Annotated in this window: 16 protein-coding genes; 5 read left to right on the forward strand and 11 right to left on the reverse strand. The window is 70.7% G+C overall.

The features are described from left to right. Position 1 precedes the first annotated feature (1 nt). On the reverse strand, positions 2-1,306 hold the full coding sequence (locus ACFSZT_RS20125; RefSeq protein WP_377391421.1) for an MFS transporter: 1,305 nt from the start codon (positions 1,304-1,306) through the stop codon (positions 2-4). A 100-nt stretch (positions 1,307-1,406) separates the two neighbouring features. Further along, positions 1,407-2,351 carry a LysR substrate-binding domain-containing protein gene (locus tag ACFSZT_RS20130; RefSeq protein ID WP_377391424.1) on the reverse strand — a complete coding sequence of 315 codons (945 nt, stop codon included), beginning with the start codon at positions 2,349-2,351 and terminating at the stop codon, positions 1,407-1,409. Positions 2,352-2,452: 101 nt separating this feature from the next. On the opposite strand from ACFSZT_RS20130, the gene ligD reads away from it, so the two are divergent. Both ligD and ACFSZT_RS20140 read left to right on the forward strand, forming a co-directional pair. After that, positions 2,453-3,385, forward strand: coding sequence for a non-homologous end-joining DNA ligase (gene ligD / locus ACFSZT_RS20135; RefSeq protein WP_377391427.1), 933 nt, complete (start codon positions 2,453-2,455; stop codon positions 3,383-3,385). 64 nt (positions 3,386-3,449) lie between these two features. Then, positions 3,450-3,644, forward strand: a complete 195-nt coding sequence (locus ACFSZT_RS20140; protein WP_377391429.1) for a PspC domain-containing protein — start codon at positions 3,450-3,452, stop codon at positions 3,642-3,644. 8 nt (positions 3,645-3,652) lie between these two features. Here the strand turns inward: ACFSZT_RS20140 and ACFSZT_RS20145 are convergent, their stop codons facing one another. After that, a complete protein-coding gene (locus ACFSZT_RS20145; protein WP_377391432.1) occupies positions 3,653-4,576 on the reverse strand; it encodes a LysR family transcriptional regulator in 924 nt (307 codons plus the stop codon). A gap of 265 nt (positions 4,577-4,841) precedes the next feature. On the opposite strand from ACFSZT_RS20145, the gene ACFSZT_RS20150 reads away from it, so the two are divergent. Beyond that, a complete protein-coding gene (locus tag ACFSZT_RS20150) occupies positions 4,842-6,092 on the forward strand; it encodes a Glu/Leu/Phe/Val dehydrogenase dimerization domain-containing protein (protein WP_377391435.1) in 1,251 nt (416 codons plus the stop codon). A gap of 82 nt (positions 6,093-6,174) precedes the next feature. Here ACFSZT_RS20150 and ACFSZT_RS20155 read toward each other — a convergent pair whose 3' ends face one another. The 3 genes from ACFSZT_RS20155 to ACFSZT_RS20165 form a co-directional block, all read right to left on the reverse strand. Beyond that, positions 6,175-6,678: a DinB family protein gene (locus ACFSZT_RS20155; RefSeq protein ID WP_377391438.1), complete on the reverse strand. Its 504-nt coding sequence runs from the start codon at positions 6,676-6,678 to the stop codon at positions 6,175-6,177. A 73-nt stretch (positions 6,679-6,751) separates the two neighbouring features. After that, positions 6,752-7,126 (reverse strand): hypothetical protein, encoded by a 375-nt coding sequence (locus ACFSZT_RS20160; RefSeq protein WP_377391608.1) that lies wholly within the window; start codon positions 7,124-7,126, stop codon positions 6,752-6,754. A gap of 77 nt (positions 7,127-7,203) precedes the next feature. Continuing rightward, a complete protein-coding gene (locus ACFSZT_RS20165; protein ID WP_377391441.1) occupies positions 7,204-8,028 on the reverse strand; it encodes an acyl-CoA thioesterase in 825 nt (274 codons plus the stop codon). Positions 8,029-8,100: 72 nt separating this feature from the next. On the opposite strand from ACFSZT_RS20165, the gene ACFSZT_RS20170 reads away from it, so the two are divergent. Further along, positions 8,101-8,670, forward strand: a complete 570-nt coding sequence (locus ACFSZT_RS20170) for a TetR/AcrR family transcriptional regulator (protein ID WP_377391444.1) — start codon at positions 8,101-8,103, stop codon at positions 8,668-8,670. Positions 8,671-8,675: 5 nt separating this feature from the next. Here the strand turns inward: ACFSZT_RS20170 and ACFSZT_RS20175 are convergent, their stop codons facing one another. Continuing rightward, positions 8,676-9,260 (reverse strand): TetR/AcrR family transcriptional regulator, encoded by a 585-nt coding sequence (locus ACFSZT_RS20175; protein WP_377391447.1) that lies wholly within the window; start codon positions 9,258-9,260, stop codon positions 8,676-8,678. A 54-nt stretch (positions 9,261-9,314) separates the two neighbouring features. On the opposite strand from ACFSZT_RS20175, the gene ACFSZT_RS20180 reads away from it, so the two are divergent. After that, positions 9,315-9,821, forward strand: coding sequence for a GNAT family N-acetyltransferase (locus ACFSZT_RS20180; RefSeq protein WP_377391450.1), 507 nt, complete (start codon positions 9,315-9,317; stop codon positions 9,819-9,821). Between the two features lie 15 nt (positions 9,822-9,836). Here the strand turns inward: ACFSZT_RS20180 and ACFSZT_RS20185 are convergent, their stop codons facing one another. From ACFSZT_RS20185 to ACFSZT_RS20200, 4 genes are all read right to left on the reverse strand, one after another. Next, a complete protein-coding gene (locus ACFSZT_RS20185; RefSeq protein ID WP_377391453.1) occupies positions 9,837-10,265 on the reverse strand; it encodes a type II toxin-antitoxin system VapC family toxin in 429 nt (142 codons plus the stop codon). After that, entirely contained in the window at positions 10,262-10,507 is a 246-nt protein-coding gene (locus ACFSZT_RS20190; RefSeq protein ID WP_377391456.1) for a FitA-like ribbon-helix-helix domain-containing protein, read from the reverse strand. Before ACFSZT_RS20190 ends, ACFSZT_RS20185 begins: the two co-directional genes overlap by 4 nt. Positions 10,508-10,666: 159 nt before the next feature. Then, complete coding sequence (gene katG, locus ACFSZT_RS20195) at positions 10,667-12,898, reverse strand: catalase/peroxidase HPI (RefSeq protein ID WP_377391459.1); 2,232 nt, start codon at positions 12,896-12,898, stop codon at positions 10,667-10,669. 29 nt (positions 12,899-12,927) lie between these two features. Next, positions 12,928-13,359, reverse strand: coding sequence for a Fur family transcriptional regulator (locus tag ACFSZT_RS20200; RefSeq protein ID WP_377391462.1), 432 nt, complete (start codon positions 13,357-13,359; stop codon positions 12,928-12,930). Positions 13,360-13,367: the final 8 nt, after the last annotated feature.

The following is a 13,367-nucleotide window of genomic DNA, read 5'->3' on the forward strand; positions in this document are numbered from 1 at the left end:
GTCAGGCCTTCACCTCCTGCTTGCTGGTCTCCGGAAGCGCCAGGATCGAGCCGAGGCTGATCAGCGCCAGCACGACGAAGTAGCCGGTGATCGCGAGCGAGTGACCGAACCCGGCATAGAGCGACGTCGCGAGGAACGGGGCGAGACCGCCGCCGAGGATCGCGCCGATCTGGTAGCCGAGGGACGCGCCGCTGTAGCGGACGTGCGCGGGGAACAGTTCGGCGAACAGCGCCGACTGCGGGCCCGCGGTGCAGCCGAGCACGAAGCCCATCACCACCATCGCGAGCGCCATGAGCGGCAGCGACGCGGTGTCGAGCAGCGGGAAGAACACGGCCGCCATCACGACCAGCGCGGTGGAGCTGACAATGTAGACGCGACGCCGGCCGAGCACATCGGACTTCCACGCGCTGAGCGCCATCCCCGCCATCCACACCGGACACGCGGCGATCAGCAGCCACAGCATCGTCGAGCGCTCGAAACCGAGCTCCTCGGTGCCGTAGGTGAGGACGTAGACCATGAACGCGTAGGCGATGCCGTTGGTGGCGATGAAGGTGCCCGCGGCGAGCAGCACGGTCTTCCAGTTGCGGGTCAGCACCTCGACGATCGGCATCTTGGCGACGCGCTCGGTGCGCTGCACCTCGCGAAACTCCGGGCTCTCCAGAACGCCCAGCCGGATCCACATCGCCACGCCCACGAGCACGGCGCTGGCGAGGAACGGGATGCGCCAGCCCCATGAGGTGAACTGCTCGTCGCTGAGCAGCGACGTCATGAGCAGGAAGACGAGATTCGCGCTGAGCACACCCGCAGGCACACCCAGCTGCGGCGCGGCACCGTAGAGGCCGCGCTTGCCGGGTGGCGCGTTCTCCGTCGCCATGAGCACTGCGCCGCCCCACTCACCGCCGACGCCGATGCCCTGCAGGAAGCGGAGCAGCACCAGCAGAATCGGGGCGGCCAGGCCGATCGAGTCGTAGGTCGGCAACAGGCCGATGGCCACCGTCGCCGCGCCCATGAGGCTCAGCGAGAGCACGAGCATGGACTTGCGGCCGATCCGGTCGCCGTAGTGCCCCATCACCACGCCGCCGATCGGGCGGGCGACGAACCCGACCGCGAACGTCGCGAACGCGGCCAAGGTGGAGGCCAGGGACGAGTCACTGGGGAAGAACTGCGGTCCGATCACGAGCGCCGCGGCCGTGCCGTAGATGAAGAAGTCGTACCACTCGATCGCGGTACCGATGAAGCTCGACACGACTGCTCTGCGTGCCTGCTCCGCGGACGCAGCGGGTGTCTGGTCGACGGTCGCCGTCATTGGTCGTCTCGCCTTTCCGGATCAAACGCGGGCCCCAACGCCACGCGCACCGGGAAGCATCGCCGCTGCGGTGAGTGGTTGAAAAGCGCAACTATCCCGCTTAGTTCGCCGGAGAATCCTGGGAAGTGTCCGCCCGAGCCGCCACGAACTGCACGAACAGTCGCGACACCTTGCTCAGCATCGAGGCCGAATGCCACGCGACGACGACGTCCACGGGGTCCGGCTGCGGGTCCAGTTCGGTCTTGACGACGACCTCGAGACCCTCGTACGTGACGTCGTGGCGCGGCCGCTGCACGAGCAGCGTCCAGCCGAGCCCGCGGCCCACGAACGCGCGCGCGGTCTCGAAGTTCTCGGTCCGATAGGCCACGCGGGGAGCGAACCCGGCCTGCCGGCACACGTCGAGCGCGTGCTCGGAGCTCGGCGGCGCGTCCAGCAGCACCATCGGGTCCTCGGCGAGCTCGGCCAGCCGCAGGCGGCCGCGGCAGGAGGCCAGCCGGTGCCCTGCGTCGAGCAGCACGGTCGGTTTGCGGGTCGCGAGCCGCGTCGTGCGCCATTCGGGCGAGAGCTCGAGGTCGTAGACGATGGCGAGGTCGAGCTCCCCGTCGTCGAGTTGCTTGCGGAGCCGGTTCTGGGTGTCCTCCCGCAGCTCGACCCGCACCTTGGGGTAACGCTGCGTGAACGACCGCAGCAGCGCCGGCAGCACCGTGGGGCTCAGCGAGGGGTAGCAGCCGATCACCAGCGGCCCGGCCACGACGCCGCCCTCGCCGGCCGCGTCGGCCTGCAGCTCACTCGCCTGCTGCAGGAGCACCTTGGCCCGGGCGAGCACCGCTTCCCCGGTGGGCGTCAGCTGCACTCCCCTGGCCCGCCTGCGCACCGTGAGCTGCACTTTCAGCGCCTTCTCCAGGTCCGTGAGCGCCGAGGCCAGCGCCGACTGCGACAGGTGCATGCGCTCGGCCGCACCGCCGATCGTTCCCGTCTCGGCCACGGCCACGAACGCGGCGAGCTGGCGCATCGTGTAGGTCGGCAGGTTCTCGGCACGCGACATGTACCGACAGTAACGCCGCGGTTGGTCCGACCGTGGGATGGCACGGATGTGGCCGCCGCATGATCCCCGCGTCGGCGGCAGCGAGCGGCTAGCGTCGTCGCATGGCGAAGGATTCGGCGGTGGAGGTCGAGGTCGGCGACCGCACCCTGCGTATCTCCAACCCGGACCGCGTGTACTTCCCCGCGCGCGGCGAGACGAAGCTCGACCTGGTCGAGTACTACCTGTCCGTCGGGGACGGCATCGTGCGCGCGCTGCGGGAGCGGCCGTGCATGCTGCACCGGTTCCCGAAGGGCGTGTCGGGTGAGAAGGTGCACCAGAAGCGCATCCCGTCCGGCGCGCCGCCGTGGCTGGAGACCGTGCGCGTGCACTTCCCCCGGTACAACCGGCACGCCGACGAGCTGTGCGTCACCGAGCTGGCCAGCGTGATCTGGGCGGTCCAGATGTCCACTGTGGAGTTCCATCCGTGGAACTCGCGGCGGGCCGACACCGAGCGACCCGACGAGTGGCGCATCGACCTCGACCCCATGCCCGAGTGCGACTTCGCGCGGGTGCGGCGCGTCGCCAAGGTGGCCCACGAGGTGCTCGACGAGCTCGGCATCACGGGCTTCCCGAAGACGTCCGGCGGCCGGGGGCTGCACATTTACGTCCGTATCGAGCCCCGCTGGGGGTTCTCCGAGGTCCGGCGGGCGGCACTCGCGTTCGCCCTGGAGGTCGAACGACGTGCGCCCGACGACGTGACCACGGCGTGGTGGCGCCGGGATCGTGACCCCGCGCTGCTCTTCGTCGACTACAACCAGAACGCGCGTGACCACACCATCGCCAGCGCCTACTCGGTCCGCGGTGTGCCGGAGGCCACAGTGTCGACGCCGATCCGCTGGGACGAGGTCGACGACGTGGAGCCGCGTGAGTTCACCATCGCGACGGTGCCGCGGCGGTTCGCCAAGGTCGGGGACCTGCACGCGCGCATCGACGACACCGCCTACTCCCTCGAGACGCTGCTCGAGTGGGCCGACCGGGACGGACTCGAGGACTGATCTCCGGGTCCACCTCCGGGTGGTCCCCGATGCCGCGGGCCGCCGGATCGGGCACGGTGGAGGCATGAGCACGACGACGAAGCTGACGCGATCGCGCGACGACCGGATGATCGCCGGGGTGTGCGGGGGCCTGGCCCGCCGCGTCGGCTGGCGGCCGCGCAACATGAGGCTGCTGTTCCTGGTGTCCTGTGTCCTGCCCGGACCGCAGTTCCTGCTCTACCTCGTGCTGTGGTTCGTCATGCCCGACGACCGCCGGTAGGCCACCCGTCACGGCAGCGGCGAGCTGGCACCGAGCCCCTTCTCCGCCGCCGCCCCTCGAACGGCCTCGATCACGAGCTGCAGCGACGGCCTCGGCGTGGTGGTGGCGCGGTGGGCGATCGACACGGTGCGCATCACCGGCTCGGTGAGCGCCACGATGTCCACACCGGGCGGGAGCAGCGACAGCCCGAGGTCCGACACGAGCGTGACCCCGAGCCCGGCGGCGACCATCGCGAGCGCGGTCGCCTGCTCACCCACCTCGTGGTTGATCTTGGGCTCGAATCCGCTGCGCTGGCACGCGATCCGCACCGCACGGCCGAAATGGGACCGCGGCCCGGCGAGGATCCACGGGTGTTCGGCCAGGTCGGTGAGCGACACGCTGCCCGCGGGCACCACCCCGGTCGGCACCGCGGCGTGCAGCCGCTCCACCGCGATGACCTCGCGCGCCAGCGACGGGTCCCACGGCATCGGGTAGTCCGAGTAGTCGATCACGAACGAGAAGTCCAGCGACCCGTCCCGGACCGCCCCCGCCGTCTCCTCCGGCGCCAGCTCCCGTGTCCGGACCTCGATGCCGGGGTGGTCGGCGGCCAGCGCGGTGAGCGCCGAGGGCAGCAGGCCCGACGCGACGGACGCCCACACGCCGGCCGTCAGCCGGGCGGAGAGCCCGTCCTGTGCCCGCTCGAGCGCCATGGTCGCGCGCTCCACCGAGCCGAGGATGTCCTCGGCGTGCTCGGTGAGCAACATCCCGAGCTCGGTGAGCTGGACCCGGCGGCCGAGCCGCTCGAACAGTTTCACCCCCACGTCGCGTTCCAGCTGAGCGAGCTGCTGGGACACCGCCGAGGCGGTGTAGTGCAGCGCCCCAGCAGCGGCCGTGACGGTCCCGCGCCGGTGCAGTTCCCGGAGCATCCGTAAGCGGTGCAGCGAAAGCTCCATGCCGATCAGCCTAGGCAAACCGCTGCTCGAGCGCGCTGTGCAGGAAGCGTGAACGTAACCGTGCAAGATCCTTAACTGGACGCGCACACGCGGCAGGGCGCACGCTGGAGTCACCGGCCCAGGGGTGAGCAACCCGGTGTTCTCGCAGCTCAGCAGCCGTCCCAGCGTCCACCGTCGACAGCTCGGAGGGCTGGCTGTCGTGCGCTCGAAACCCTGGCGCCGGAACCGGAGTACGGCGAGTGACGACGTTGGAGGTGGGTTTCTGGTGACCACGATGCACGACCCGTGGCAGGGCACGAGCACCGAGCGCACGGAACGCGTGCCCGAGCCGGGCATCGCGGACATTCGGCACAGCGAGCCGCTGCTGCGGCTCACGTGGACCGACCCGGTCACCGGTGCCCACGGCTACCTCGTCGTGCACACGCTGGTCTCGGGACTCGCCACGGGCGGCACGCGCATGCGGGCGGGCTGCACCATGTCGGAGGTCGAGGACCTGGCACGCGGCATGGCGGCCAAGACGGCGACGTTCGAGCTGCCGGTCGGCGGCGCGAAGGGTGGTATCGACTTCGACCCGAAGGACCCGCGCGCGGTCGGCGTGCTGGAACGGTTCTGCCAGGCGATGCGCCCGTGGCTGGACGCCCACTGGGTGACCGCGGAGGACCTCGGCGTCCCGCAGCACCTCATCGACGACGTGTTCGCCCGGCTCGGGCTCGAGCAGTCCTACCACGCGGCGATCCGCCGGTCGGCGCACCCGGAACGCACGCTGCGCCGCGTGCAGGCCGGGCTCAACGCCCCGGTGCCAGGCGGTCTGCTGCTCGGGGACGTGGTCGGTGGGTACGGCGTCGCCCAGGCGTGCCTCGGAGCGGCGAGCGCCTGGGGCTGGGACCACGCCGAGACGACCGTCGCGATCCAGGGCATCGGCACGATGGGCGGTGGCGCCGCCTGGTACCTGCACGAGGCGGGCATGCGGGTCGTGGCCGTGGCCGACGCGGCAGGCACGCTGTACCGGCCGGAAGGTCTGGACGTGCCGGCACTGCTGGAACTGCGCGACGCCTACGGCGAGATCGACCGTTCCCGCGTTCCCGACGACGTCCAGCGGCTGCCCCGCGCGGCCGTGCTCTCCACGGAAGCCGACATCGTCGTACCGGCGGCGATCTCCTACGCCATCCGGCCGGACAACGTGCCGGACGTGGCGGCGAAGGTGGTCGTCGAGGCCGCCAACTCGGCCACCACCCCGGAGGCGGAGGCGATGCTCGCCGCGCGGGACATCCCGGTGGTGCCGGACTTCGTGGCCAACGCCGGCGCGGCGGCGTGGGCGTGGTGGCTGCTGCTCGGCCAGGTCGGCGCGGACCCGGCCGACTCCTTCCTCCGCCTGCGCACCGAGATGCAGGCCAAGGTGGCCCTCTTGCTCGGCGCGTGGATCGTCGACGGCGTGCCGCCGCGGCAGACGGCCTGGGAGCTGGCGTCCACCAACCGGACGGCTCTCGCCGACGCACCCGAGCTCACCGTTCCGTAAGGGCCGATCGCTCCCCGGTGTGGCCGCCCCGCCACATCGGGGAGCACGTCCTCGCGGTCCGGTGTGGACTGTTGTCGTGCGCTCAGGGCCCGACGGTGCCGTCGATGCCCTCACGCAGGAGGTCGGCGTGCCCGTTGTGGCGGGCGTACTCGTGGATGAGGTGCAGCATCACCAGCCGCAGCGACACGTGGGCCTCCCAGCGTGCGACGTAGCCGGTCACGTCGAGGGAATCGGCTTCCCGCTCGATCCGGCGTGCGTGCGCGACCTCGGCCTCCCACGCCGCGAAAGCCTCGGAGCGGGTGGCGGCAGAGAGGTCGAACGCCTCCTGGAAATCACCCCGGCCCGACCAGACGAGCGGGATGTCCTCGCCGTTGACGACCCGGCGGAACCAGGTGCGCTCGACCTCCGCCAGGTGCCGGACGAGTCCGAGCAGGGTGAGCATGGACGGCGGCATCGACCGGCGCCGCAACTCGTCGTCGGTGAGTCCCTGGCACTTCATGGCGAGGGTGGATCGGTGGAAGTCCAGGTACGCCCGCAGCATCTCGCGTTCCCCGCCCCGCAGCGGCGGGGACTGTCTCGGCAGCATGCGGTGAGCCTATCCTCGGCGGCCTGCGCCGAGCGATCACCGTGACCGTCCACACGCGACGTTCATGGACGGGCTATGCCCCGAGCAGCCCCACTCCCCCGGCGATCAGGGCGGCCACTTTGACCACTTCCAGTGCGATGTAGACGTAGTGACCACGAGAGCGTGGCGCATCCTTGCCGGCGAGCACCTCGTCCGAACGGCGGGACAGGCGCGGCCGCACCCCGGCGAGCTGCACCAGCAGCGCGGCGATCGCGACGGCGACCGGCACGAGCGCGGACACCGGCGGAACCGACACGAGCACGGTGACCACGAGCGCCACGGCCAGCACCGTCTCGACGATGTTCAGGGCGCGGAACACCAGCCGTCCGATTCCGAGCCCGATCCGCAGCGTGACGTCCGGTGCCCGGAACTTCAGCGGCGCCTCGAGGAACGAGATGGCCAGCACCATGCCGAGCCAGACGAAGACGAGAGCCGACGCCACCGCCCACGTGCTGTTCACGCGTCCATCCCCTTCCGGAGGTCCGGTCAGTCCTTGAAGTAGACCAGCTGGTGACTGGTCGCGAGCAGGGTGCCGTCGGCGCCCCACAGCCGCGCGGACTGGTCGAAGTACCCCTTGCCGAAGTGGTGGGCCCGGGCGCGGCCGAGCACGGGCCGGTCCGCCTGCGCGGAGACCAGGTCGGCGTCGGCGTGGAAGTACGTGGTCAGGGACACCGTCCCCGCCGGTACGAACCGTCCGCGGCGCAGCAGGATGCGCGGGTAGAAGATGTCGCACAACGCCGCCAGCCCGGGAAAGTCGAGGGGCCGCGCCGGCGCGTCGCGCACCCACACGGTCGTCGTCGAGTCGTCCGACTCGCTCGCGCCCGGTTCCGGCATGGCGCCGTCGACGTAGCGCATCTCGTAGTTGCGGCCCCAGGCCACGAACTCCGGGAACGGCCGCACCGCCACCTCGTCCGCGGCCGGCACGGCCGGGAACACCGCCTCCGTTGACGACCAGGTCTGCCGCCGGATCCCGTACACCGCGGTCGCGGTGGTGCAGACCTCGCCGTCCTGGGCGAGGTCGAGCGACCAGTGCTGCGTGGAGCGGTTGGTGCGCACCTGGCGAGCGGTGACCTCGAACGGACCGTCCGCCACCGGGCCCGCGTAGTTGACCGTGAGCGAGAGCGGCATACCCAGCCGGTCCGGGTGCTGCTCGACCGCCTGCAGGAGCGTGGCCGCCGTGATCCCGCCGAACGGGCCGACCATGTTGGCGTAGGCCGGGTGTGTGTGGCCGGTGTAGCGGCCGTCGCCGAGTGCCTCGAGGGCGACCGCGGCGTCGAACGGGTGGACGGCAGAGCCGGCGAGTTCGCTCACGGAACCTCCTTCGTCGCGTTAAGTATGACAACCTACATAATGGGCGACGACGCGCGCGAGGAGGGATGACCGATGACACGGCGAGCGGATCCGCGACCCCGGGCCGCGATGGTCGCCAGCGCCGTCGCGCTGATGCGGGAGCGCGGGGTCGCCGCGACCTCGTTCGCCGACGTCCTCGCGCACAGCGGCGCCCCGCGAGGGTCCGTCTACCACCACTTCCCCGGCGGCAAGGCGCAGCTGATCCAGGAAGCGACGCGGTTCGCCGCCGACCACCTGACCGACGGCATCACGCGCGTCCTCGACGCCGGGGACACCGGCTCGGCGCTGCGCGCGCTGGTCGATCTGTGGCGGCGCGGGCTCGAGGAACGCGACTACGCCGCGGGCTGCCCCATCGTCGCGGCCGCCCTGGGCACCGACGAGGGCGCACGCGGGCTCGCCGGCGAGGCGTTCGACCGGTGGACCAGCCTGATCGCCGACTCCCTCGTCGCGGACGGGCTGCCCATCGCACGGGCGAGGTCGCTCGCCGTCCTGATCGTCAGTGCGCTCGAAGGGGCGCTCGTGATGGCGCAGGCACAGCGCAGCTCCGCCCCGCTCGACGACGTGGTGACCCACCTGGAGACGCTCGCGCGCGCGACCGGCTGACCGGCCTACGCACGCAACGACTCGAGGTGCGTCCTGACGGCCGCGGTCGTCCGGTCACGGTCGCCGGTCGCCAGCAGGTCGAGCAGCGCGCCGCGCAGTACGGCGAGGACATAGGTCCGGCGGGCCAGCCCGACCCGGCTCGTCCGTTCCGAGGGAGGCTGACTGTCCGCCAGCAGGGACAACCAGTCCCGCACGGTCGCCTCGGCGAACCCCGCCCAGGACCCGTCGGGGTCGACCAGCGAGCGCGCATACCCCTCGACCCAGAGCTTCAGCAGCGCCCGATGCTCGTCCGCGGCGAGCCAGCCCCACAGTCGCTCGGCGACCACGGCCAGCCCCGCGGGGCGCCCGCCTGCCTCGACGGCGACCCGCTCGAGCAACGCCAGCTCGTCCGCGCGAGCGCGAGCGAGAATCTCCCTGATCAACCCGTCCTTGCTGCCGAACAGGAACAGCAGCACCCGCGGGCTCGACCCGATCGCGGACGCCAACGGCCGCAGGGACAGGTCGGCCAGCCCGTGTTCGAGCGCGTAGCGGTAGGCACGCTCCAGCAGCTCCGCTTTCCGCGCCGACGGGGTTGAGGTCGTCTCGGCCACGGGACTAGTGTCCCTGACTGACACAGTTGTTTCAGTAGGTGGAGGGCCGTTGCGATGGCCACGGACGACACCGGCGTACTGATCCGGCCGCTTGGCGCACCCGGCGACCTGGGCTGGGTGGTGATGAAGCACGGCGAGCTCTACGCCAAGGAGTTCAGGTGGGACGCCGACTTCGAGGCACTGGTCGCCCGGATCGTGGCGGACTACGCGCAGCGGCACGATCCGGAGCGCGAAGCGGCGTGGATCGCCGAGGTCGACGGCGCGCGCGCCGGCTGCGTCCTGTGCACCGCAGCGGACGAGACCACGGCCAAGTTGCGGGTTCTGCTCGTGGACCCGGTCGCGCGTGGTCGTGGCCTGGGCGCCCGGCTGGTGGATCGCTGCGTCGATTTCGCCCGCGACCACGGATACGCGCGCATGACATTGTGGACGAACAACGTCCTCGTCGCCGCCCGGCGGATCTACCGGTCGCGCGGATTCCGCCTCGTGGAGGAGGAATCGCACCACAGCTTCGGCCACGACCTCGTCGGCGAGTACTGGATGCGCGAGCTCACCCACGACTGACGCGGGACCACCGGGCTACTCCGCGTCGGCCTCCCAGGGATTGACGACGTCGACCCCCGTTCCGGAGAAGTCATCGACATTGCGGGTGACCAGCCGAGCACCGTAGCAGCGGCAGATCGCGGCGATCTGCGCATCGGCGACACTGATCGGCCGCCCGTCGCGTTCCCGGGCCACGGCGATCTCCGCGTAGTGCACGGCGGCGGCGTCGTCGAACGGCAGAACCTGATCCTGGAGGTCCTCGGTGAGCAGGGCGTCCACCTGCACGGCCAGCTCCCGCTTGCGGCGACCGTCCCGCAACCGGGCCGCCCCGTAGCGCAGTTCGGCCGCCGTCACCGCCGTGACGAACACGTCGTCAGGGGGAAATCGGTCGACCCAGGACACAACACGTGGCTCCGGCTCCCGCCGCATGAGCTCGGAGACGACGTTGGTGTCGAGGACGATCACTCATCCAGCTCCGCGGCGCGCGCCCGTTCGGTGCGCTGCGGCGGCTCGATCGGCATGTCCTCGCCGCCCGCGAAGCGGCGCCGGATCCGGGTCGCCATCCCGGGACCGGACGACGGCCTGGTCAGCACCGACCGCAGGATCTCGCGCACCTCGGCCTCCATCGAGCGCCCGCGTTCCGCTGCACGAACGCGCAGCGCGGCTTTGAGCTCGTCGTCGAGGTCCCGGATCGTCAACGTCGCCATCGCCACCTCCGTGCTGTCACTGCAGTCAATGCTAGCACTCGGCGACCGGCAGACCCCGGCTCCGGCACAGCACGAGCCCCTGGCCTCGAAGCACGAGATCAGGGGCTCGCTCGGCACCGTGGGTCCGGGCCGGCGAGCGCCGCCGGCCCGGACGCCGGATCACTTCTTCAGGTCGAACCGGTCGAGGTTCATGACCTTGTCCCACGCGCGCACGAAGTCGCGGACGAACTTCTCCCGCCCGTCGTCGCACGCGTAGACCTCGGCGACCGCGCGCAGCTCGGAGTTCGAGCCGAACACGAGGTCGACGCGGCTACCGGTCCACTTCAGCTCGCCCGTGGCGCGGTCCCGGCCCTCGAAGGTCTCCGAGGTCTCGGAGTTCTCGGACACCGGCTTCCACTCCGTGCTCATGTCGAGCAGGTTGACGAAGAAGTCGTTGGTCAGCGAACCCGGCTTGTCGGTGAACACACCGAGCTTGGAGTTGTCGTAGTTCGCGCCCAGCGCCCGCATGCCACCGACGAGCACCGTCATCTCCGGCGTGCTCAGCGTGAGCAGGTTCGCCTTGTCGATGAGCATGTACTCGGCGGGCAGCGGCGCGGCCTTGCCGACGTAGTTACGGAACCCGTCGGCGAGCGGCTCGAGGTGCGCGAAGGAGTCCGTGTCGGTCTGCTCCTCCGACGCGTCCATGCGACCCGGCGTGAACGGCACCTGGATGTCGAAGCCCGCGTTCTTCGCGGCCTGCTCGACGCCCGCGCAGCCGGCGAGCACGATCAGGTCGGCGAGCGAGATCTTCTTGTTGCCGGTCTGGGCGGAGTTGAACGACTGCTGGACGCCCTCCAGCGTCCGGAGGACCTTCGCCAGCTGGTCGGGGTTGTTGACCTCCCAGCTGCGCTGCGGCTCCAGCCGGATGCGGGCACCGTTGGCGCCGCCCCGCTTGTCGCTGCCGCGGAACGACGAGGCCGCAGCCCAGGCCGTCGACACCAGCTCGGACACCGACAGACCCGAGTCGAGGACCTGCCGCTTGAGGTTGGCGATGTCCGCGTCGTCGACCAGCTCGTGGTCCACGGCGGGGATCGGGTCCTGCCAGATCAGCGTCTCGCTGGGCACCTCGGGGCCGAGGTAGCGCTGGATCGGGCCCATGTCGCGGTGGGTCAGCTTGAACCACGCGCGAGCGAAGGCGTCGGCGAACTCGTCCGGGTTGTCCTTGAACCGCCGGGCGATCGGCTCGTAGATCGGGTCGAACCGCAGCGCCAGGTCCGTGGTGAGCATGTTCGGCGCGATCTTCTTCTCCGGGTCGTGCGCGTGCGGAACCGTACCCTCACCCGCGCCGTCCTTCGGCTTCCACTGCCAGCCGCCACCCGGGCCCTTGTACAGCTCCCATTCGTAGTTGAACAGGTTCTCGAAGAAGCCGTTGCTCCACTGGGTGGGCGTGCTGGTCCAGGTGACCTCGAGCCCACTGGTGATCGTGTCGGCGCCCTTACCCGTGCCGTAGCTGTTCTTCCAGCCGAGTCCCTGCATCTCGAGCGGGGCGGCCTCGGGGTCGGGGCCGTTGTGGGTGTCGGGAGCGGCACCGTGGGTCTTGCCGAAGGTGTGCCCACCGGCGATCAGCGCGACGGTCTCCTCGTCGTTCATCGCCATCCGGCCGAACGTCTCACGGATGTCGCGAGCGGCGGCGACGGGGTCCGGCTTGCCCTCCGGACCCTCCGGGTTCACGTAGATGAGACCCATGTGGGTGGCGCCGAGCGGGTTCTCCAGCTCACGCTTCTCGCCGCCGCTGATGCGCATGTCGCTGCCGAGCCACTCGGTCTCGGGGCCCCAGTACACGTCGTCCTCGGGCTCCCACGTGTCCTCGCGGCCACCGGCGAAGCCGAAGGTCTTGAAGCCCATCGACTCCAGCGCGACGTTGCCGGCGAGGATCATCAGGTCGGCCCACGAGATCTTCTTGCCGTACTTCTGCTTCACCGGCCACAGCAGGCGACGGGCCTTGTCCAGGCTGACGTTGTCCGGCCAGCTGTTGAGCGGGGCGAACCGCTGCTGGCCGGCGCCCGCACCACCGCGGCCGTCGGACACGCGGTAGGTGCCGGCGCTGTGCCACGCCATCCGGATCATCAGCGGGCCGTAGTGACCGAAGTCGGCGGGCCACCAGTCCTGCGAGGTGGTCAGCACCTCCTGGATGTCCCGCTTCACGGCGGGCAGGTCGAGGCTGTTGAACGCCTCGGCGTAGTCGAAGTCCTCGTCCATCGGGTTGGACACGGGCTGGTTCTTGGCGAGGATCTTCAGGTTCAGCCGGTTCGGCCACCAGTGGGTGTTGCCGACACCCTGAGTCGGGTGGGGCAGCCGCTTGCCGTGTGCGACCGGGCAGCCGCCTGTGGCCGCTTCGGTGTTCTCGGACATGGAAATCCCTTCAGATGGTTCAGCTGCGCTCAGGAACTGGTTGCGGTGGAGCAGTTGGGGCACAGACCCCAGTAGATGACCTCCGCCTCGTCGATGCGGAAGCCGTGGTCGTCCGATGCGGTCAGACAGGGCGCGGTGCCCACGACGCAGTCGACATCGGCGATGACCCCGCACGACCGGCACACGACGTGATGGTGGTTGTCCCCCACCCGTGACTCGTAGCGGGCCACGGAGCCGGGCGGCTGGATGCGCCGCAGCAGACCCGCGCCGGTCAGGGCACGGAGCACGTCGTAGACGGCCTGGTGAGACACCTCCCCGAGATCCGCACGGACCGCCCGGATGATGGAGTCCGTGTCGGCGTGCGGACGGCCGTGCACCGCGGACAGCACCGCCACGCGAGGACGCGTCACCCGCAGCGAGGCCCCGCGTAACATGCGCTCGTAGTCCGAAGTCGTTGGCACGCCCCGCA

It is taken from the genome of Prauserella oleivorans (assembly GCF_042685745.1).
GTDB classification, from domain to species: Bacteria; Actinomycetota; Actinomycetes; order Mycobacteriales; family Pseudonocardiaceae; genus Prauserella_A; species Prauserella_A oleivorans.

Coding starts and splice junctions, on each gene's coding strand:
- ACFSZT_RS20170 (WP_377391444.1), top strand. CDS start 8,101: ATGACACGGCGAGCGGATCCGCGACCCCGGGCCGCGATGGTCGCCAGC.
- katG (WP_377391459.1), bottom strand. CDS start 12,898: ATGTCCGAGAACACCGAAGCGGCCACAGGCGGCTGCCCGGTCGCACAC.
- ACFSZT_RS20130 (WP_377391424.1), bottom strand. CDS start 2,351: ATGTCGCGTGCCGAGAACCTGCCGACCTACACGATGCGCCAGCTCGCC.
- ACFSZT_RS20190 (WP_377391456.1), bottom strand. CDS start 10,507: ATGGCGACGTTGACGATCCGGGACCTCGACGACGAGCTCAAAGCCGCG.
- ACFSZT_RS20160 (WP_377391608.1), bottom strand. CDS start 7,126: ATGGTGCTGGCCATCTCGTTCCTCGAGGCGCCGCTGAAGTTCCGGGCA.
- ligD (WP_377391427.1), top strand. CDS start 2,453: ATGGCGAAGGATTCGGCGGTGGAGGTCGAGGTCGGCGACCGCACCCTG.
- ACFSZT_RS20155 (WP_377391438.1), bottom strand. CDS start 6,678: ATGCTGCCGAGACAGTCCCCGCCGCTGCGGGGCGGGGAACGCGAGATG.
- ACFSZT_RS20180 (WP_377391450.1), top strand. CDS start 9,315: ATGGCCACGGACGACACCGGCGTACTGATCCGGCCGCTTGGCGCACCC.
- ACFSZT_RS20145 (WP_377391432.1), bottom strand. CDS start 4,576: ATGGAGCTTTCGCTGCACCGCTTACGGATGCTCCGGGAACTGCACCGG.
- ACFSZT_RS20140 (WP_377391429.1), top strand. CDS start 3,450: ATGAGCACGACGACGAAGCTGACGCGATCGCGCGACGACCGGATGATC.
- ACFSZT_RS20125 (WP_377391421.1), bottom strand. CDS start 1,306: ATGACGGCGACCGTCGACCAGACACCCGCTGCGTCCGCGGAGCAGGCA.